Annotated in this window: 9 protein-coding genes; 8 read left to right on the top strand and 1 reads right to left on the bottom strand. The window is 71.2% G+C overall.

What is annotated here, in order from left to right:
* Positions 1-378: 378 nt before the first annotated feature.
* The 4 genes from ACIHAO_RS30235 (at position 379) to ACIHAO_RS30220 (ending at position 4,087) form a co-directional block, all read left to right on the top strand.
* On the top strand, positions 379-1,473 hold the full coding sequence (locus ACIHAO_RS30235; RefSeq protein ID WP_396563506.1) for a sensor histidine kinase: 1,095 nt from the start codon (positions 379-381) through the stop codon (positions 1,471-1,473).
* Entirely contained in the window at positions 1,461-2,576 is a 1,116-nt protein-coding gene (locus tag ACIHAO_RS30230) for a hypothetical protein (RefSeq protein ID WP_396563504.1), read from the top strand. The genes ACIHAO_RS30235 and ACIHAO_RS30230 overlap by 13 nt, the downstream gene beginning before the upstream one ends.
* Positions 2,555-3,229 carry a response regulator gene (locus ACIHAO_RS30225; protein ID WP_396563502.1) on the top strand — a complete coding sequence of 225 codons (675 nt, stop codon included), beginning with the start codon at positions 2,555-2,557 and terminating at the stop codon, positions 3,227-3,229. Before ACIHAO_RS30230 ends, ACIHAO_RS30225 begins: the two co-directional genes overlap by 22 nt.
* Positions 3,230-3,382: 153 nt before the next feature.
* Positions 3,383-4,087 carry a hypothetical protein gene (locus tag ACIHAO_RS30220; protein ID WP_396563500.1) on the top strand — a complete coding sequence of 235 codons (705 nt, stop codon included), beginning with the start codon at positions 3,383-3,385 and terminating at the stop codon, positions 4,085-4,087.
* Between the two features lie 69 nt (positions 4,088-4,156).
* On the opposite strand, the gene ACIHAO_RS30215 is transcribed toward ACIHAO_RS30220, so the two are convergent.
* Entirely contained in the window at positions 4,157-5,437 is a 1,281-nt protein-coding gene (locus tag ACIHAO_RS30215) for an esterase-like activity of phytase family protein (RefSeq protein WP_396563498.1), read from the bottom strand.
* A 177-nt stretch (positions 5,438-5,614) separates the two neighbouring features.
* Here ACIHAO_RS30215 and ACIHAO_RS30210 point away from each other — a divergent pair, with 177 nt between their 5' ends.
* The 4 genes from ACIHAO_RS30210 to ACIHAO_RS30195 all read left to right on the top strand — a co-directional run bounded on the left by ACIHAO_RS30210 (position 5,615) and on the right by ACIHAO_RS30195 (position 19,634).
* On the top strand, positions 5,615-6,397 hold the full coding sequence (locus ACIHAO_RS30210) for a S1 family peptidase (RefSeq protein WP_396563496.1): 783 nt from the start codon (positions 5,615-5,617) through the stop codon (positions 6,395-6,397).
* A gap of 1,027 nt (positions 6,398-7,424) precedes the next feature.
* On the top strand, positions 7,425-10,853 hold the full coding sequence (locus tag ACIHAO_RS30205) for an AMP-binding protein (RefSeq protein WP_396563494.1): 3,429 nt from the start codon (positions 7,425-7,427) through the stop codon (positions 10,851-10,853).
* The gene (locus ACIHAO_RS30200; protein WP_396563492.1) at positions 10,850-14,305 is read left to right on the top strand and encodes an amino acid adenylation domain-containing protein; all 3,456 of its coding nucleotides are present in this window, start codon (positions 10,850-10,852) and stop codon (positions 14,303-14,305) included. The genes ACIHAO_RS30205 and ACIHAO_RS30200 overlap by 4 nt, the downstream gene beginning before the upstream one ends.
* A gap of 13 nt (positions 14,306-14,318) precedes the next feature.
* Positions 14,319-19,634 (top strand): SDR family NAD(P)-dependent oxidoreductase, encoded by a 5,316-nt coding sequence (locus ACIHAO_RS30195; RefSeq protein WP_396563490.1) that lies wholly within the window; start codon positions 14,319-14,321, stop codon positions 19,632-19,634.
* The last annotated feature ends 250 nt before the right edge of the window (positions 19,635-19,884 follow it).

Below are 19,884 nucleotides of genomic sequence, written 5' to 3'. Positions count from 1 at the left end.
TGTTGGTGGTTTCTTTTTTTTGTGGGGGGGGGGTGTTGTGTTTTTGGGCCCCCCCCCCCCCCCCCCCCCCCCCCCACCCCCACGAAAACCGGTCATACAGCATCAACCAGACGTTTCACCACTCGAAGTGTCCCGTGCGGACATTCAAAGCGCACCGGCTCCCGGAGCAACGCCCCGAATGCCTCTTGCCTACCTTGAAGTCATCGAAGAACCTTCGTTGGAGGCCAAGCTAGGCCACGGTCATGCACACGATCGCCGCGGCGCGAGCGGACGCCGTGCGACGGCAGGTGTCATTCGAGAACCGGCACCGCCTGACCCTGGGGCCGGTAAGGTCACCCGTGCGAGGGATGCCGGGTTCGACGGTGGGCGAGGTAGCGGGTGACGGGGGAGGCCGGGCGGCTGCTGAACGGTTTCGGGCACCGTTACGCCGTCGCCGTCCGTGTCGCGACTTTGCCGCCCATCGCGGCGATCGGTCTGCTGAGAAGCTCGTCCGCGGAGTTCGCGGCCACGGTGGCGGTGGTCGCCGCCGCCATGGTCTGGACCTGCGCGCGGGGATGGTGGCTGCGGCGGGCACCGATCGGCGTGGACGTGGCGGTCCTGCTGGGTTTGTGTCTCACCGTGTTCTGGACCGACGCCGAGGCGGACGGCAACACCGGCTGGCTTCGGCTCCTGGTCATTTTCGCGTGCGTGACCTGGCAGTGGCACACCGCGCCGCTGACCGGTGCCGTCGCGGCGCTGGTCGCCGGCGGCGGGATGCTCGGCATCTTCGCCGCCGCCGGGCTCGACCTGAGCGCGTCACAGTTGTGGGTGCCGGTGATGGCCGCGATGTCCAGGGTGGCCTGGGTGCTGGTCACCCGCGCCGCCGAACGTGCCGATCGGATGGCGGCCGAGGCCGAACGGGCGCGGCGGGAGGCCGCCGTGGCGGCGGCCGTCCGCGCCGAGGAACGCGAACTCGCGAACTCACTGCACGACACCGCGGCCACCACCTTGTTGATGGTCGGCCTCGGCCAGGTTCCCCCGGACGCGAAGTGGCTGGCCTCGCAGGCACGCCGTGACCTGGCCCGGCTGAGTTTCGTCCACGACGGGCGGACATCGCCGGAGACCGACCTCGTCGAGCTGCTCGGCGCGGATCTCGGCACCGGCCACCTCATCGTCGAGCTGGACGCGCCGCCGCGGCTGCCACTGCCGTCCGACGTGGCAGGCGCGATCGCCGGAGCGGTCCGTGAGGCGCTCAACAACGTGCGCCGTCATGCGGGGACCGACCGGGCACGGGTCCGGCTGCGCGGCGACCCCCGGTCGGTAATCGCCGAAATCTCCGACGAGGGAAAGGGATTCGACGCCGGCGACAGCGTGCCGTCGCGGCGGGGGCTGCGGGAATCCGTGCACGGCCGGATGGACCGGGTCGGCGGCACGGCGACGATCACATCGGCCGAAGGGGCGGGCACGATGGTTCGGTTGGAGTGGTCGTCATAAGCGACGACGAAGCCACCCAGGAACAGCTGAGACGCGGACTGCGGATCGCCGTGCTGGTCGTCGCGGTGCTGACGGTCGACGTGCTCGGGCTGACCAATCTGGTGCGGGGACTGAGATCCCACGACCTGCCGGCGGCCCAGTTCACCGCGCTCGCCGCGTTGACCGCGGTGCTGGCCGTCGAGCTGGTGCTGGTCGTGCGACGGCGGCCGTGGGGAGTGTCGCGGTGGCCCGCCGTCGCCGTCGTGCTGGCCACGTCCACGTTGGCGTACCTGACGTTGCCGGACGGGAAGACGGCGACCACTGTGGACTGGTTGTTCGGAGCGGCCAACTGGGTCGGCATCGTCGTCCTGCTCGATCGTCCTTTCCGGACGATGCTTGCCTTCCTGCTGACGCACGAGTCGCTCGCACTGGCGAACCTGCTGTTGTTCCACGACGTGAGCCGGTCGGTGCTGGCGCGGTTCGCCACCGGTTCCGTGACGGTGTTCGGCCTTCCGCTGTGCGTCGCCGTGGTCGCGGCCGTGCTGGGCCGGATCGGGGCGCGGGCGGCCACGGCAGGCCGGGAACTGGAACGGGTGCGCACCGCGGAAGCCGTCGCGGCGGGCGCGCACAGCCGTCGCACGCGGCGATTCGCCGAGCTCGCCGACACGACCGTGCCGTTGCTGGCAGGACTGGCGGACGGTTCGCTCGCGCCTTCGGATCCCTTGGTGCAGCGGGGATGTGCGATCGAAGCGGCCCGGATGCGCCGGCTGTTCGCCGAAACCGACACGGTGGAGAACCCGCTGCTGCATGAGCTGAGGCATTGCGCGGACATCGCCGACCGCAAAGGCGTCGAGGTCGAGTTGGACGTGCGTGGCCACTGGCCCGTGCCGCCGGTGGCCGTCCGGCGAGACCTCACCGACGCCGCTCTGACCGCATTGGCGACGGCAGGCTCCTGGGCGCGGGTCACCGTGGTCGGAAGCGCGGATCTGGTGTCGGTCAACGTGGTCGCGGACTGTGCCGAGCCGATCGTGTCCACAGCGAGAACCCCGCACGTGCGGATCGAGATCTTCGACGGTGACGGAACAGTGTGGATGGAGGCCCAATGGCAGCCGACGGAGAGCTGATCACGGCGGTGATCGTGGACGATCACGCGGCGATCGCGGCGGGCGTACGGTACTGGTGTGAGCAGGCGGATCCGCCGATCGGGCTCGTCGACGCCGGCGACCGGCTCGGCGATGTGTGGACCGGCCCCGGCGCCGCCGCCGACGTGGTGATCTTCGACCTCGAACTGGTGCCCCGCAAACCGGACTTCGGCGAACTCCGCCGCCTGGTCGAGAGCGGCCGCCGCGTGGTCGTGTACTCGCAGCACGCGGACAACGCCACCGCGATCAAATGCATCGACCTCGGCGCGCTCGCGTACTTGACCAAACGTGAGGGCCCGGAGCATCTCGTGCCCGCTATCCGGGCGGTCGCCGACGGACAGGCCTACACGGCGCCGTCGCTCTCGGGTGCGCTCGCCGCGGACGACGCCCCGGGCAGGCCGCGCCTGTCCCCACGGGAAACCGAGGTACTGCGGGCATGGTTCGCCGCCTCCTCCAAGGAACTCGTCGCCGCGAAACTCCACATCACGGTCAAGACCGTCGACACGCACATCACCCGGGTGCGGGTGAAATACGCGGGCGTCGGACGTGATGCCCGCACCAAGAGCGAACTCGTCACCCGGGCACTCGACGACGGTGTCATCACGCTAGCCGAACTCAACGAGGCGTCATTGTAAGGCGTTCACCCGACATCCCCGGGGTCGCGACCGGACTAGCGTCGCCGGTGCAGGGGACGCCGCGGGCATTCGGTGTTGAGGGGCACTGGATGCCCGCGGCCCTTCGCCGCGACCAGGAGCGCGTCGCTCCGAGGAAGATGTTCGAGGAGTTCGATGAGCCAGCCCGGTCCGCCAGGGTCGTATCCGGGGCAGCAGTACCACCAGCCCTATCTCCAGCAGGGCTGGGGGCAGCAGCCGCCGCCGCGCAAGAAGAAGACCGGGCTGCTGATCACGATGCTGGCGCTGGGTACCGTCATGGTGCTCGGGCTGGCCTTCGGCGGATACTGGTTCTTCATCAGGAAAAGCGGCTCGGACGGGCCACCGCCGGTGGATGCCTCACAGGACCTGGCGAAGGCGCCGATCGGTTGTGCGCTCTTCGACAAGAGCGAGGTGGCTCCCTACATCCCCGGACGGACGGAGTTCAAGGCGCTTTCGGGCGACACCACGTCGGACTCCATGGCGCAGGGGCAATGCCTCTGGGGCAACACCGACACCTTCCTCAAGGACAAGGTCCGGGCGGCGCACGTGATCGTCACCAGCTACGTCTATCGCGCCACCCGCACGAAATCCGGCGTGGACGCCGCGACGGAACACCTGAAGCGCCAGGTCCGGAACGGGGCTTCGGTGAACGTGAAAGACGCTGATGAGGCCTTGATCGTCGAACAGGGGAAACGCGGCCACTCGGTGGCGGTCACGGCGCGGTACCGCAATGTCGTCTACCACGTCGACTACACCAACCAGACCGATGGCGCGCCGGTCAAGGACGGGGTGACCGCCTTGGCCGCCGCCGCCATCGGGAAGGTGGCATTGAAGGGCTGAGGCCTCGCGTGTCTGGATACCGCACTCGGGTGTACGGCGTCCGATCACGCGAGACCCGCGGCGGCTCCGTCAGCGGATGGCGAGCGCGACGAAACGGGTGTTCTCGCCGGGCCAGAAGTTGTCGTCGCTGACCACGAGAAGGGTGCGCTCGCCCGTGGGCAGGGCCGGCCCCCAGGACATTCCCTCGTAGTTGTCGATCAGCGGCAGCGGCAGGTCGCGGAAGTCCAGCAACAGCTTCTTGCCGACCGGTGTGACGGTGGTGCCCGCCAGTGCGTCGACGTTCTTGATGTTCGTGGCACCCCGCGTGCTCATCTCGAACAGCTTGACGTTGTAGCCGTGTCCGGTGACATAACCGCGTTCGATCACCAGGTATCGGGTCGGATCGGTGGGGTGCGCCAAAATCTCGGGGATCCCGGAGTCGGCGAACGAGCCGGGCGGGTTCGTCGCCGCGAACAACGGCTCCTGCGGATAGGCGTACTGGGCCAGCGTTGTGCCGGCGCGCGTGTGCACCGTGACCCTGGACAGGCCGCCATGGTCCGGTGTGGGAACGGGCCCGTCCTGCAGCAGCGGCGACTCCACCGCACTGGTCAGCAACGCGCCACCGGCGGCGAAGGTCATCGCCTCCAGCACCAGATTGCGCCGCGGCCCCGTCTCGCCGGTGGTGATCTTGTAGTTCTGCGGCAACGGCAACTCACCCGCATAGGCGCCGTCGCGGCCTGCGCGCTGAAGTGACGGCTGGATCACCGGATCCGTCGGCGTGGGTGTGCCGCGCGGCCGATTGCCTTCCTGGCTCCACCAGTACTTCCCGGTCCACGGATCCACCCGGATGTCCTCCGGATCGACCGTCGTCCCGTCCCCGGCCGAAGACGGCGGATACACCTGCCCATCCGGACGCAGGAACGGTTTCGTCCCGGTGAACCGCACGTCGTGCACGCCCCCGCCGTCCACGTCGATCTCCGCCGTGTAGAACCGGGCGGCCTGACGGTCCGACCGATCGTCACTGATCATCACCCACTGGCCGGTACGTTTGTCGCGGTCTATCCCGGACAATCCGCCGACTGTGGTACCCCGGAACTCCGAATACTGCGGAATGGTGCGCTCACCCAGAAAACGCACCTGGGACCAGCTTTGGGCAAGGACCGGTGCGGCCGACGCGGGCGCCGCGGCGGCGATCGCACTACCTGTCAACATCCCGGCGACAGCAAGGGCGACAACGCCCCGCGAAGATCGAATGCGCATACCCCGACCCTTGCGCAAACCCGCCACCCGCCGGCAGGACCAACCAGGTACGCCCTCCGACACGATCAGGTGGCACGCGCGCACGCACAGGTCCGTGCCCGGCTCCGCCACTGTCTACAGTGGACAAATCCGGGCCTCCGCGGCGCGCTCGTCCATCGTGGGCCGCGGTGTCACGCCGGGTCGGCCTATCGGCCGATGTACACCCGGCCGATAGGCCGATCCAGCGGTGATCATCACCCCATAGCGTGACGACTGTCAGCAATTAGTCATCTACGGGGAGTTGGCGAAATGCTTCGCAGAACAGGGATATTGGCGGTCGGCTTGGCCGCGGTAGGAGCAGTGCTGGTGCCGGGGGCCGCCGCGGCGGCTGAAGGTCCGACGCCGTACGTCATCGGCGGGCACGACGCGACCGAGGACTATTCGTTCATGGTGTCGCTGCAGGAGGGCGGGAAGCACTTCTGCGGTGGCTCGCTGATCAGCGAGAACTGGGTGGTGACCGCGGCGCACTGCGTGCAGGGAGCGCGGCCGGGGCAGGTCAGGGTCAGGATCGGGGCACGGCAGCACAACAGCGGGGGCACCGAAACCGGCGTCAGCCGGATCATCGTGCATCCGGACTTCGCCAGGCAGAAGCCGCCGGGCGGGGACATCGCGCTGGTACGGTTGGACAAACCGGTGCCCGAACAGCCGATCAAGATCGCCGAGGCCGCGGGCGACGCGGGAACGGCGACCCGGATCCTCGGCTGGGGTGAGCACTGCGCCGAGCAGAACTGCGGGGCGCCGGAGATCCTCCAGGAGCTGGACACCAAGGTCATGCCGACGGAGGAATGCCGCGATGTGGCCGCGGGCAAGGAGATCTGCACCGGTTCCGACACGCCGGACGCGATGGGCTGCTACGGCGACTCGGGCGGGCCGCAGATCAAGGGCAGGCCGGGTGAGTGGGAACTGGTCGGTGCCACCAGCCGCGACGGTGACGCGGATCCGAAGTGCGCCAGCGGTCTGGGCATCTGGACCGATGTGACGGTGTACCGGGACTGGATCGCCGAGCAGCAGACGGAGAAACGGACTCGCTAGCCCGCGAGCGGGTCGTGAGTGCCGTGCCTGCCCCCAATGTGGCATTGGAGACGGTCGGCGTCCCCAATGCCACATTGGGAGCATCAGGCCGCGGCGCGAGTCGACAAGTCGGCCACGTTTGCCTTACCCCGCAATAGAATTCCCTGCCCTGAGAGTAGGGAAGGTGCCCTTCGCTACATGCCGGGCCGAGCTCGGCCCGGGCTGAGGCTGGGGGACAAGAACGCCACCTGGAGACTCGGCACTACAGCGATAGCGCGTGAAGGCCCCCTTCCCTCGGCTCAGCCGAGGAAACTCGACCTTCACATCAGCCCCAGTACATGAAGGACCCCTTCCTTGCGTCCAGGTACAGGAAGGGGTCCTTCATGTACTTCACGCAAGAAGCGCCGCAGGTCACGCAGTAGGTACCTAAGAGAACCCTCAATGCCACTCACGACACCCTCTCAGAAACACGCAAGTATGCCAAACCGGACATGCAAGCCTGAAAAGTGTCCTTTGTGGATAGTCAAGGAGTCGCTGCCGCTGTCGACCCTGACAGTCCATGCCCGACTTGTCTCAGTAGTCGTCATGCGAGTCATTGCCCGCACTCTGTCGGTCGAGCGTAACTTTACGACGGACGTAAGTTTGTCTCGGAGGTCGACTCCGGGAAGCGTCGCGATCGGGAATCGTATTTCTGAATCGATTGCGGAGAATTTACCTGTTGCCGTTGTGAACGTATTTAGTGGCACGGTGTCGGTTAATATCCGACGCATTACCAAGCGTAGTCAATCGAGTGTCGATGGTGGCCGATGGTCGGTGGCGAAGTGCCGTCACGGTGGCCGATTCGGTCGCAAGACAGGGAAAACTGCCCCGTATGGTCCAAGATCGGTAGGCCATTCGAACCAAATCGACGGAATTCGTATTCCTAGGCGCGGCCGGTCGTCTTAACCTTGCGTAATTCTTCACCTGAATGTTCACTGGGGAGCAAGATGAAGTCCACGCCGTTGTTGTCGCGCGCCCGAAAAACTTCGGAGCGACTGCTCGACGCCCGATGACACAAGCCGGCTGTGTCAGCCGATTCGACGTGCACGCCCGGCAATCGCCCGACCGGATCGCGGTCTTCGGGCACGGCACCGGGCTCACCTACGCCCGCCTTGCCGGGCTCGCGGGCGGCCGAGCGCTGCGGTTGCGTGAGGCCGGTGTCCGGCCGGGGGAGCGGGTCGGGCTCGTCACCGGGCACGGCAGCGACGCGATCGCGGCGATCTTCGGCACGCTCGCCGCGGGCTGCACCTACGTCCCGCTGGACCCGACCTTCCCTCAGGAGCGTCTCGAGTACCAGCTCGCGGCCGCGAGGGTGACCGCCGTGCTCGCGGATCCGGAGTACGTCGAGCTGGCGGAGTCCTTGTGCCGCACCGGGTCCGCGCGGCTCGTGCGTTCGGGTACGGAGATCGCTCCGCTCCCGGTGCCCGAGTTCGATCCGGACAGTCCGGCGTACGTGCTGTTCACCTCCGGGTCCACCGGCAGGCCGAAGGCCGTCGCGCAGACCCACCGCAACCTCCTGCACGTCGTCGACAACCAGATCGCCGCGCTCGGCATCACCGCGGCCGACCGGCTCAGCCTGCTCGCGTCGTTCGGCTTCGACGCGGCGATCCCGGACCTGTACCCGGCACTGCTCACCGGTGCCGCGCTCGTGCCGGTCGACCTGCGCGCGCACGGCCTCGCCCACGCCGCGCGCGAGCTGGCCAGGCACGAGGTGACCGTCTACCACTCGACGCCCACGGTCTACCGGCATCTGCTCGACGTCCTCGGCGAGACCGGCCTCCCGTCCGTGCGGACCGTGCTTCTCGGCGGCGAGCAGGCGACCCACGCCGACGTCCGGCGCGGCCGGTTCGCGCCGGAGTGCGTGTTCGTCAACGGCTACGGCGCCACCGAGGTGACTTTCGCCGCGCACTACCGGACGACCGCCGCCGAGCTGGCCCCGGACGCCGAAGGGCCGCTGCCGATCGGGCACGCGCTGCCCGGGTTCACGCTCGCCGTGCTGGACAGCGGCGAACTCGAAGTGCGCGGGCGGCATCTCGTCGACGGCTACCTCGACCAGCCGAGCCCGGCGTTCGGGGTGACGGCCGACGGCGGCCGTCGTTACCGGACCGGCGACCTCGGCCGGCTGCTGCCGGACGGGAATCTCGTCTGCCTCGGCAGGCTCGACCGGCAGGTCAAGGTCCGCGGCTTCAGGGTGGAACTCACCGAAGTCGAGGCCAGGCTCGCCGAACAACCCGGCGTGGCGGAAGCCCGCGCGATCGTGCGCGACGGCGACCTGCTCGCGTACGTGACCGCGGCCGGCCCGCGTCCGGACGGCAAGGTGCTGCGGGCGGCGCTGGCGGACGTCCTGCCCGGCTACTCGGTGCCCGCGGCCGTCGCGGTGCTGGACGGTTTTCCGCTGACCGTCACCGGAAAACTGGACGAACTGGCGCTGCCGGACCCGCGGGCGGCCGCGACCGTCCCGGCAGAGCAGCTGACCCCGGCCGAGGAACGTGTGCACTGGATCTGGTGCGCAGTGCTGGGCCGTGACCGGGTCGGACGCACCGAGGCGTTCTTCGACGCCGGCGGCGACTCGCTGCGGCTCGGCCGGGTGCAGGCGCGGCTGGCCGACGAGTTCGGGGTGGACGTCCCGCTGCTCGCCCTGTTCGAGCGCACGACGATCGCCGCGCAGGCAGCCTGGCTGACGGAGTCCACTTCGGACAGCCGGCCGCCTGTCGCCGCGGAGGAGCGGGCCGGGGATCTCATCGCCGTCGTCGGGCTGGCCTGCCGGTTCCCGGGCGCGCCGGACGCCGCCTCGTTCTGGTGGAACCTCTGCGCGGGCGTCGACTCGATCCACGACTACGCCGATGACGAGCTCGCGGCGCTGGGCATCGGGCCAGGCCTGCGTGCCGACCCGGCGTACGTGCGGGCGGGTGGCCGGATCGAGGGCGTCGAGGGGTTCGACGCCGAGTTCTTCGGGTTCACCGCCGACGAAGCCGCGCGGACCGACCCGCAGCACCGGCTGTTCCTCGAAACGGCCTGGCGGGCACTCGAGGACGCGGGACGCGACCCCGCCGCCGAGACCGGGCCGGTCGGGGTGTTCACGGCCACCTCGGTGAACCGCTACTTCCTGTTCCACCTGTTCGGCAATCCGGCGGTGACCGGCGACGTCGATCCGGACGACTGGGAGGGGCGGCTGACCGGCCGCCAGCTCACCGACCACCTTCCCGGCCAGGTCGCCTACCGGCTGGGGCTGACCGGGCCGGCGGTGGCCGTGCAGAGCGCGTGCTCCAGCTCGCTCGCGGCGGTGGCACTGGCCGCGCAGAGCCTCGCGGACTACCGGTGCGACGTCGCGCTGGCAGGCGGGGCGAGCGTGACGTGGCCGCGATACCGCGGCGGCGGGCTCGTCTCGCCGGACGGCCGGTGCCGCGCGTTCGACGTCGCCGCGGCGGGCGCCGGGTTCAGTTCGGGCGCCGGGGTGGTCGTGCTGCGGCGGCTGGCGGACGCACTCGCCGACGGCGACCACGTTTACGCCGTACTGCCTGGCTGGGCGATCACCAACGACGGCCCCGACCGCGCGGGCTACGCCGTACCGGGACCGGCCGGACAGGCGGCCGCGGTGGCCGAGGCGCTGGCCGTCGCGGAGGTCGCCCCGGACGAGGTCGCGCTGCTCGAAGCCCACGGCAGCGGCACGCCGCTCGGCGACGCGATCGAGGTCGCCGCGCTCAACCGCGTCTACGGGGACGCACCGCCCGAAACGTGTGCGCTGGGCTCGGTGAAGACGAACATCGGGCACCTAGACGCGGCGGCGGGTATCGCCGGGCTGATCAAGACGGTGTTGTCCGTGCGGCACGGCGTCATCCCGCCGAACCTGCACTTCACGGCCCCGCACCCGGAGGTCGACCTGGCGGGCGGACCCTGGTACGTCCCGGCGAAGGCCACCGACTGGCCCGCCCGCGAGCGGCGGGTGGCCGGGGTCAGCTCGTTCGGCATGGGCGGCACGAACGTGCACGTGATCGTGGAGGAGGCCCCGGCCGGCCCACCGCGGCAGGCGGCGAACGGTCCGTTCGTACTGCCGGTGTCCGCGCGTGACGCGAAGGCGTTGCGCGAGACGGTGTCCCGGCTGCGCGACCGGCTCGCCACGGACGCTCCGGACCTCGGGGACACGGCGTACACGCTTTCTCTCCGGCGGGCGTTCGCGTGCCGGGCCGCCGTGGTGGCGGACTCGGTCGCGTCGGCGGTCGCCGCGCTCGACGCGGTGCTGGCGAACGGGACCGACGTCGAGGGCCCGGCCGGGGCGGAGCGGGACCTGGCCGCCCACTGGGCCGCGGGCGGCGAGATCGCATGGGGAGCGGACGGCGATCCCGGCCGTGTCCCGTTGCCGGGTTATCCGTTCCAGCGGGAACGCCACTGGATCGACCCACTGCCTCACAGACACTCAGACCAGGAGACCCCTCGGTGACCGACACCTTGCCCGTCGTGGGTGGCCACGGCCCGCCACTGTCCTATCCGGACACCACGCTCACCGGGCTGATCCTCGCCCAGGCCGCGCGCACCCCGCATGCCGTCGCCGTCCGGCAGGGTGACACCCGGCTCACCTATCGCGAACTGGTCGCGTCGGCGACCGGCGTCGCCCGGCTGCTGCACGCACGGGGTGCCGGGCCCGGCACCCGCGTCGGCGTCTGCGCCGACCGGCGGCCGGAGCTGATCTCGACCGTCGTGGGTGTGCTGCTGTCCGGGGCCGCCTACGTGCCGCTCGAACCCGGCGGCCCGAAGACTCGGCTGGCCGAAATCGCCGCGGACGCCGGGGTTTCCCTTGTCGTCGGCGACTGCGCGCGGGCCGAGTTCGGTGCCATGGAAGGCATCGAAGCTCTCGACGTGCCCACGCCCGCCGACGGGCTCGTCGACTGCCCCGCCGGACCGGACGACCTCGTCCACCTCCTCTACACCTCCGGTTCCACCGGCCGCCCCAAGGGCGTGCTGACCAGCCACCGCAACGTGGTCGCGTTCGTCACCGGGTTCGCCGCCGCTCTCGGGATCCGGCCCGGCGCCCGGTCGCTCGGCATCTCCTCACTCGCCTTCGACGCCTTCACCATCGACGTGTTCGTCCCGCTGGCGCACGGCGGATCGGTCCAGCTCGCCGGCGCCGCCGACCGTGCCGATCCCGAACGGCTGCGGCGGTTCCTCGTCGAGCACGACGTCGAGTGGGGCTTCGTCACGCCGACGCTGCTGTCCATGGTGGACCCCGCGGCCGTGCCCGGCTGGCGCGTCATCGCCTGCGGTGGCGAGCCGGTGCCCGCGGAGCTCGCCGCGCGCTGGCTGCCGGGGCGGCGGTTCTTCAACGCCTACGGCCCCACCGAAACCACCGTCGTGGTCGTCACCGACGAGGTCACCGGCCTCCCCACCGACCCTTTGCCGCTCGGCAGGCCGACGCCGAACCACCGGGCGTACGTCGTGGACGCCGAGCTGCGGCCGGTCGCGCCCGGCGAGATCGGCGAGCTGCTCATCGGCGGCCCTGGCCTCGCGCTCGGCTACCTCGGCAGCCCGGAGCTGACCGCGGCGAAGTTCGTCGACGATCCGATGACGCCGGGGGAACGGCTTTACCGCACCGGCGACCTGGTCCGCGAGCTGCCCGACGGCCGTCTCGAGTTCGCCGGCCGCGCCGACCGGCAGGTGAAGGTCCGCGGCCAGCGGATCGAGCTGGGCGAGGTGGAGGCCGCGCTCATGACTCACCCGGCTGTCGACGCCGCCGCCGTGGAGGCCGTCCCCGGGCCGGGCGGCACCCGGCTGGTGGCCTTCCTGGCACCGGCGTTCGCACCGTCCGATGTGGACAGTCTCGGCCGGGACCTGCTCACCGCGGCGATGCGCCCGGCCGCGCTCCGGGTGCTCGACCGCCTGCCGGTCAACCCGGTCACCGGCAAGATCGACCGGCCGGCCCTGCGAGAGCTGGCCGAAGCGGCACTGGCAGGACAACGGGAAGACCTCGGCCCGCTCGGCACCCCGGCCGAACGCGCGGTCGCGGCCATCTGGCGGCGCGTGCTCGGCGACGGCGCGGGGCCGGATTTCCTGGCCTCGGGCGGGAATTCGATCGCCGCGATGCGCCTGGTCGCGGCGTTGCGGGCGCAGCTGGCCGCCGACGTCGCCACGGAGGACGTCCTCGCCGCCGGAACTCTCGACGGGCTCGCCCGGCGGGTCGCGGCCGCGCCGCCGCTGACCGGGCCGGGGCTGACCACCGGGCACGCGCCCGCGCTGTCCCCGCCGCAGCGGCGGCTGTGGTTCCTCGACCAGCTCGCCCCGGACGCCGCGCCGTACAACATCGCGATGGCGTTCCGGCTGACCGGCGCGCTGGACGTCGGCGCGCTGCGCCAGGCCTTGCGCGCGGTCGCCGAGCGGCACGACGTGCTCCGCTGGCGGATCCGCGCTGTCGACGGCGCGCCACTGGCGGATCTCCTGCCGCCGTCGGACATTCCGCTGCCGGTGGCACCGGTGATCGAGGACGGGCTGCGGGCCCGGCTGGCCGCCGACGCCGCGACGCCGGTGCGTCTCGACCGCGAGGCTCCCTGGCGCGTAAGGCTTTACCGGCTCGGCGAGACGGACCACGTGCTCGGCTTCACGCTGCATCACGCGGTGTTCGACGGCTGGTCGCAGGACCTGCTCTGCGCCGACCTGTCGGCCGCCTACCGGGGCGAGCCGTTGCCACCACCGGTGGCGTCCTATGCGGACTACGCGGTGTGGCGGGCCGGACGCGACGAACGCAGGGAGGCCGTGGACGTCGCCTGGTGGAGCGAACATCTCACCGGTGCGCCGACCACAGTGGACCTTCCGCGGGACCGGCCGCGCCCGGCCGTGCAGACCTACCGGGGCGCGAGCCTGCGTCAGTCCTTTCCGGACGGTGCCGTCGAGTCGGTCCGGGCACTGGCCGCCCGCACCGGCACGACGCGCGCGGGGGTGCTGCTGGCCGCGTTCGGACAGCTGCTGCGGCGGCTGACCGGCGCGACCGATCACCTGGTCGCCACGGTCGTCGCGGACCGGCAGCTCGCCGAGTGCCAGGACGTCGCGGGGTTCTTCGTGGACATCGTGCCGGTGCGGCTGCGGGCCGACGACGCCGCGGACTTCGCCACGCACGTCCGCGACGGCGGTGCGGAACTCCTCGCCGCGACCGCGCATCCGGCCGCGCCGGTCGAGCGGCTCGTCGAGGCGCTCGGCGTGCCCCGCGATCCCGCGCACGCCCCGCTCGTGCAGGTGATGTTCAACGTCCTGAACTTCACCGAGCCGCGGCTGGACCTGCCCGGCGTGGCCTCGGCGTGGCTGCCGGTCGACAAGCCGGGGTCGCCGTTCGACCTCACGGTGTACGTCCACGACGACGGCGTCGAACTGCTGTACAACCCGGACCTGTTCGGCCACGCCCGGATGGCCGGGCTCGCCGAGGACTACGTCGCCCTGCTCGGGGCGCTGGCCGCGGCGCCGGACGCGCCGGTCGGGACGAACGTGCCGGAGCTGCCGCGGGAGGGTGTCCGCACCGCCGCGCCCGCCGCGATGACCCGCGCCAGTGCACGCCCGCCGTCGGTGGCCGCGGATCCGGCGGTGCTCGCCGTGACCGAGGCCGTGATCGCCCGTGCCTGGTGCGACGTCCTCGGCGTCGCCGAAGTCGGGCACACCGACAACTTCTTCGACGTGGGCGGGAATTCGCTCGCCCTGGCACGGGTGCACGCCCAGGTCACCGCCCGGCTCGCCCGCCGGATCCCGTTGGTCGACCTGTTCAGCCATCCCACCGTCCGCGCCCTCGCCGCGCACCTGCACTCCGGCGGCGCCGCCGTCCCGGAACTGGCCCGCGCCGCCGAGCGCGTCGCCGCCCGCCGCAGCCGCACCCAGACCAGAAGACCCCGTCGCACCGCCGGCCCGGCCGGCACCTGATAGGAGCACCACCGTGAACCACCTCCCCGAAACCGGCACCGGCGATCCCGGAGCCGAACCGATCGCGATCGTCGGACTCGACATCCGCGTGCCCGGCGCGCGTGACGCGCGGCAGTTCTGGCGCAACCTCGTCGACGGCGTCGAGTCGATCGTGCCCGCCACCCGAGAGGAGATGATCGCCCGCGGCGCCGCACCGGACACTGTGGACGATCCGAGCTGGGTGAACGCCACCGCAGTGGTCGACGGCTTCGACGAGTTCGACGCCGAGCTGTTCGGCATGACCAGCCGTGAGGCCGAGATCACCGACCCGCAACACCGGCTGTTCCTCCAGGCATGCCACGCCGCGCTGACCGACGGGGGCTACGACCCGGCCCGGTTCGACGGCGCGATCGGCGTCTACGGCGGTTCCGGGGGCACCGGATACCTGACCGAGAACCTGATGCGCAACGAGCGGCTCCTCGCCTCGCAGCACGGCGGTATCGGTATCTCGACCGGCAACCAGCCGAGCTACCTGACGACTTCGGTGTCGTACAAGCTCAACCTGCGCGGCCCGAGCCTCGCGGTGTTCACCGCCTGCTCGACGTCACTGGTCGCGGTGCACCTCGCGTGCGAGGCGCTGCGCAACGGCGAGTGCGACATGGCGCTGGCAGGCGGGGTCAACGTGGAGATGCCGCACGGTGTCGGCTACATGGGCGTCGACGGCTTCACCTCGCCGGACGGCCACGTGCGCGCGTTCGACGCCGGCGCCAACGGCACGGTGTGGAGCAGCGGCGTCGGAGTCGTGCTGGTGAAGCGGCTGTCGCAGGCGATCGAGGACGGCGACCACATCCGTGCCGTCGTACTGGGCAACGCGATCAACAACGACGGCGCCACCAAGGTCGGCTTCTCCGCGCCCAGCGTGTCCGGGCAGACCGAGGCGGTCGCGCAGGCCGTCGGCATGGCCGGTGTCGACCCGCGCACCATCGGCTACGTCGAGGCGCACGGCACCGGAACCGCGCTGGGCGACCCGATCGAGATCACCGCACTGTCCACTGTGTACGGAGACAGGGCCGCGGACACCGGCTGGTGCGCGATCGGCTCGGTGAAGTCCAACATCGGCCACCTGTCGCAGGCGGCCGGCGTGGTCTCGTTGATCAAGGCCGTGCTGGTGATGGAGCACGGGCTGATCCCGCCGACCATCAACTACCAAGAACCCAACCCGGGCATCGACTTCCCGGCGAGCCCGTTCTACCCGGCGCGCGAGGTGACGAAGTGGGAGGCGGGCCAGGCACCGAGGCGGGCGGGTGTCAGCTCGTTCGGTGTCGGCGGCACCAACGCGCACGTCGTGCTGGAGGAGGCGCCGGTCCTCGAGCGGTCCCGGACGCCGCACCCGGCGCACCTGCTGCGGGTGTCGGCCAACACCGCGGAAGCGCTCTCGGCCGCGGTCGACCGGCTGGCCGAGCGGCTGGCGGGGGACGTCGATCTCGACCTCTCCGACGTGGCCCACACCCTGGCCGCCGGGCGCACCGAATACCCGCACCGCGCGGTCGTCGTCGCCCGTGACTCCGAGGACGCGGTCGACGGGCTGCGAGATCCCCGGCGCCTGGTGTCCGCACAGGCGGGGGAGACGAACGTGGCGTTCCTCTTCCCCGGTCAGGGTTCGCAATACGCCGGGATGGGGGCGGAGCTGTACGAGGCCGAGCCGGTGTTCGCCGCGGCCGTCGACGAATGCCTGCGGCTGCTCGAATCCGAGCTGCCGGAGCTGCGCGATCTGATCTTCCGGTCCGGTGGCGAGCAGGCGCTGCGGGAAACCCGCGTGACCCAGCCCGCGCTGTTCGTCGTCGAGTACGCGCTGGCGAAGCTGTGGCAGAGCTGGGGTGTGCGGCCCGCGGCGATGATCGGCCACTCGGTCGGCGAGTACGTCGCCGCCACCGTCGCCGGGGTCTTCACCCTGCCGGACGCGCTGAACCTGGTCGCCACGCGCGGCCGCCTGATGCAGTCGATGCCCGCCGGGGCGATGCTGGCTGTCCAGCTCGACGAGGAGAGCGTCGCCGCGCGGCTGCCGGGCACCCTCGCGGTCGCCGGGGTGAACGGGCCCGGCACGTGCGTCGTGGCCGGGCCGTCGGACGCGGTCGCGGATTTCGCGGCGACGCTCAAGGCCAGCGGCGTCCAGTGCCGCGAGCTGGTGACCTCGCACGCGTTCCACTCGCCGATGATGGACCCGGTCCTCGCCGAGTTCACCGCGGCTGTCGCCGCCGTCGCCCGCATCGCGCCCGCGCTGCCGTTCCTGTCGAACGTCACCGGCGACTGGATCACCGACGCCCAGGCCACCGACCCCGCCTACTGGGCCTCTCACCTGCGTCAGGCCGTCCGGTTCGGTGACTGCGTCAAGAATCTGTTCGCGCGCGGCGGCCGTTGGGCGCTCGTCGAATGCGGCCCGGGTCATCAGCTGTCCGGACTGGCCCGCGGCCAGGTGCCGAAGGGCATGCCCGCGCCGCAGCCGAGCCTGCCGGGCCGAACCGAGCGGATCGGCGACGTCGAAACCCTGTATGGCGCGGCCGGTCTCTTGTGGACGAACGGGGTTTCTATCCAGCCGCGGACGTTCGGACACCGGGTGCCGCTGCCCGGCTACCCGTACGCGCGCAAGCGGTACTGGGTCGATCCGGACCCGGCCACGGCCGCCCAGCCCGCGCGGCGGAGCGGTCCGCTGCCTCTGTCCGAGTGGTTCGCGGTCCCGGCGTGGCGCCAGGCGGAACCGGACCTGAGACGCGAGCCCTTCGCGAACGCGCTCGTCTTCGCCGCCGACGACTTCCTGCCCGGTCTGCTGCGCGACGCGGGTGTGACGGTCACCGAGGTGCGACCCGGTGACGGGTTCGCCGCGACGGAAACCGGATTCACCATCCGGCCCGGGGTGCGCGAGGACTACGACGCGCTCGTGGCCGCGCTGCCCGCCCGGCCCGAACGGGTCGTGCACGCCTGGACGCTGGCCGGGGAAGAACGCGGCATGGCCGCACAGGACCACGGGTTCTTCAGCGTCCTCAACCTCGTCCAGGCATGGGGCGAGCCGGTGCGGATCGACGTGCTGAGCACCGGCATCGCCGACGTCACCGGCACCGACCTGACCCGCCCCGAGCACGCGACCCTCGCCGGCATCGCGCGGGTGGTGCCGCTGGAGGTCCCGGGCACGGTGGTGCGCCGCATCGACGTTGTCGACGTCATGGACGCCGTCGCCGAGCTGTTCCGCCCGGCCGACGCGGCGGCCGAGGTCGCGCTGCGTTCCGGCCGTCGCTGGGTGCTGGACTACAGCCAGCTCGAACTGCCCGCGAGCACCGAACCGGTGCTGCGGGACGGGGGCCGGTATCTGATCACGGGCGGGACCGGCGGCATCGGCATCACGCTCGCCGAGGACCTCGCCCGCCGGGTGCGGGCGAAGCTCGTGCTCCTGGCCCGCACCGGGCTGCCGCCGCAGGCGGAGTGGGACGCGCACCTCGCCGCGCACGGCGGCACCGACCGCGCCGGGCGCACGATGCTCGCCGTGCGGCGGATGGAGGCCGCGGGCGCGGTGGTCCACGTCGCCGCCGCCGACGTCACCGACGCGGCGCGCCTGCGTGAGGTCCGTGAGCTGGCCGAGCGCGAGTTCGGCGGCCTCGACGGGATCGTGCACGCCGCCGGGCTGCCCGGCGGCGGCGTCGCCGAGGTGAAGGAGCGGGCCGCGGCCGAGGCCGTGCTGGCCCCGAAGATCGCCGGGACGCTGGCTCTGGCCGAGGCGTTCGCCGACCTGCCGATGGACTTCGTCGCGCTGTGCTCGTCGATCACCGCGGTGGCGGGCGGCATCGGACAGGTCGACTACTGCGCCGCCAACAACTTCCTCGACGCCTACGCGCGGGGAAACCACGGCTGGCGTGCTCGGCTCGTTTCGCACGCCTGGGGTGGCTGGGACGAGGTCGGCATGGCCGCGGAGGTGGCCGCGCCGACCACGATCCGCACCGCCCGGTCGCGGGCACTCGGAGCGGTCGAGCACCCCGTGCTCACCACGCGCACCGGGGACGGCGCGCACGGGCTCGTCTCGGCGGCCACGCACTGGCTGCTCGACGAGCACCGGATCGCCGGGGTGCCGGTGGTCCCGGGCACGGGGCATCTGGAGACCATCCGCGCGGCGGTGGCCGCGGCGCTGCCGAAGCCCGGTGACGGGCACGTCGTCGAGCTGCGGGACGTCGCGTTCCTGGAGCCGTTCGGCGTCCCGGACGGCTCCACCGCGGAGTACCGCGTGGAGTTCGACGGCGACGACTTCACCGTGACCAGCCATGTCGCCGGCGCGAGCCGGACCCACGTGCGCGGTTCCGCGGGATGGGCCGAGGCGGGCTCGACGTCCACTGTGGACATCGAGGCGGTGACCGGGCGGACCGAGCCGATCGACGACGGGAACGGCTTCGGCACCGGCCGCACCAGCATGGTCACCTTCGGCCCGCGATGGGCGGCGCTGCGTGAACACCGCATCGGAGCACAGGAGGAGCTGGCCACGATCACCGCTCCCGACGCGGCGGCGGGTGACGCCGGCGCGTGGGGCCTGCACCCGGCACTGCTGGACGTCGCGACCGCGTTCGGCCGCGGCCGGGGGAGCGGAACCTACCTGCCGATGAGCTACGGCCGGATCGTCGTGCACGACGCGCTCCCGGCGAGTTTCCGCAGCCACCTGCGCTACCGCGACTCCGGCGGCGACCAGGTGGTGGCGGCCGACCTCTCGCTGTGCGACGAGTCCGGTCGCGTGCTCGTCACGATCGAGGACTTCGTGCTGCGGCAGGTCGATCAGGATGCCGTCGGCGGTGGCCTGACTTCGGCGCCTGCGATGTCTACTGTGTCCAATTCGGACAAGACGTCGACCGGGATCCGGCCGGTGGACGGCGCCGAGGCGTTCGTCCGGGCGCTGGCCCCCGGCCTCGGCGGGCAGGTGGTGATCAGCACCCTCCCGGTGCGAGAGCTGATCGAGCGCCAGGTCAGCGTCGAGGAGCTGGACGAACCGGATGAAGCGGCGGTGAAGGTGTCGGAGGACGACTACGTCGCCCCGCGCACCGACCTGGAGGCCGAGATCGCCCGCCAGTGGACCGAGCTGCTCGGTGTGGAGAAGATCGGCATCCACGACGACTTCTTCGCCCTCGGCGGCAACTCGCTGGTCGCCATCCAGCTCATCGCCCAGGTGCGCAAGGCCACCGGCACGCGGCTGGCGATGAAGACGCTGTTCGAAGCGTCCACAGTGGCCACTCTGGTCGAGCGGATCGAGGAGCTGCGCGCCGACAAGGCCGAGGCGACGGCCGAACCCGCCCGGACCACCATCCCCAAGCTCGAACGCTGAGCCTGTGGGCGGTTTCGGGTTATTGAGGGGTAAGGCAACGGTGTCGTGTCCGGGTGCGGTGCCGGTGACTGGTCCCGCTGTCGGGCCGCGTCCCTCACCGTGTGGATTTCGGGACGTCAGATGTCCCGAAATCCACACAGTCCAGCGTGACAGGTCCTCTGAACACCTGTTCCGGAAGGGGTGTGTGGAAACAGGGACATTCAACGTCCCTGTTTCCACACACCCTGAACTGACACCACCTTTCACGACC

This window comes from Amycolatopsis sp. NPDC052450 (assembly GCF_044547565.1).
Taxonomy (GTDB): Bacteria; Actinomycetota; Actinomycetes; order Mycobacteriales; family Pseudonocardiaceae; genus Amycolatopsis.
Note: the sequence above shows the minus strand (reverse complement) of the source record. Positions and strands in the feature narration are given on the sequence as shown.

What these genes read in the sequence shown, in the direction of transcription:
- ACIHAO_RS30205 (WP_396563494.1), top strand. Translation starts at nt 7,425, where the DNA reads ATGACACAAGCCGGCTGTGTCAGCCGATTCGACGTGCACGCCCGGCAA.
- ACIHAO_RS30210 (WP_396563496.1), top strand. Translation starts at nt 5,615, where the DNA reads ATGCTTCGCAGAACAGGGATATTGGCGGTCGGCTTGGCCGCGGTAGGA.
- ACIHAO_RS30225 (WP_396563502.1), top strand. Translation starts at nt 2,555, where the DNA reads ATGGCAGCCGACGGAGAGCTGATCACGGCGGTGATCGTGGACGATCAC.
- ACIHAO_RS30220 (WP_396563500.1), top strand. Translation starts at nt 3,383, where the DNA reads ATGAGCCAGCCCGGTCCGCCAGGGTCGTATCCGGGGCAGCAGTACCAC.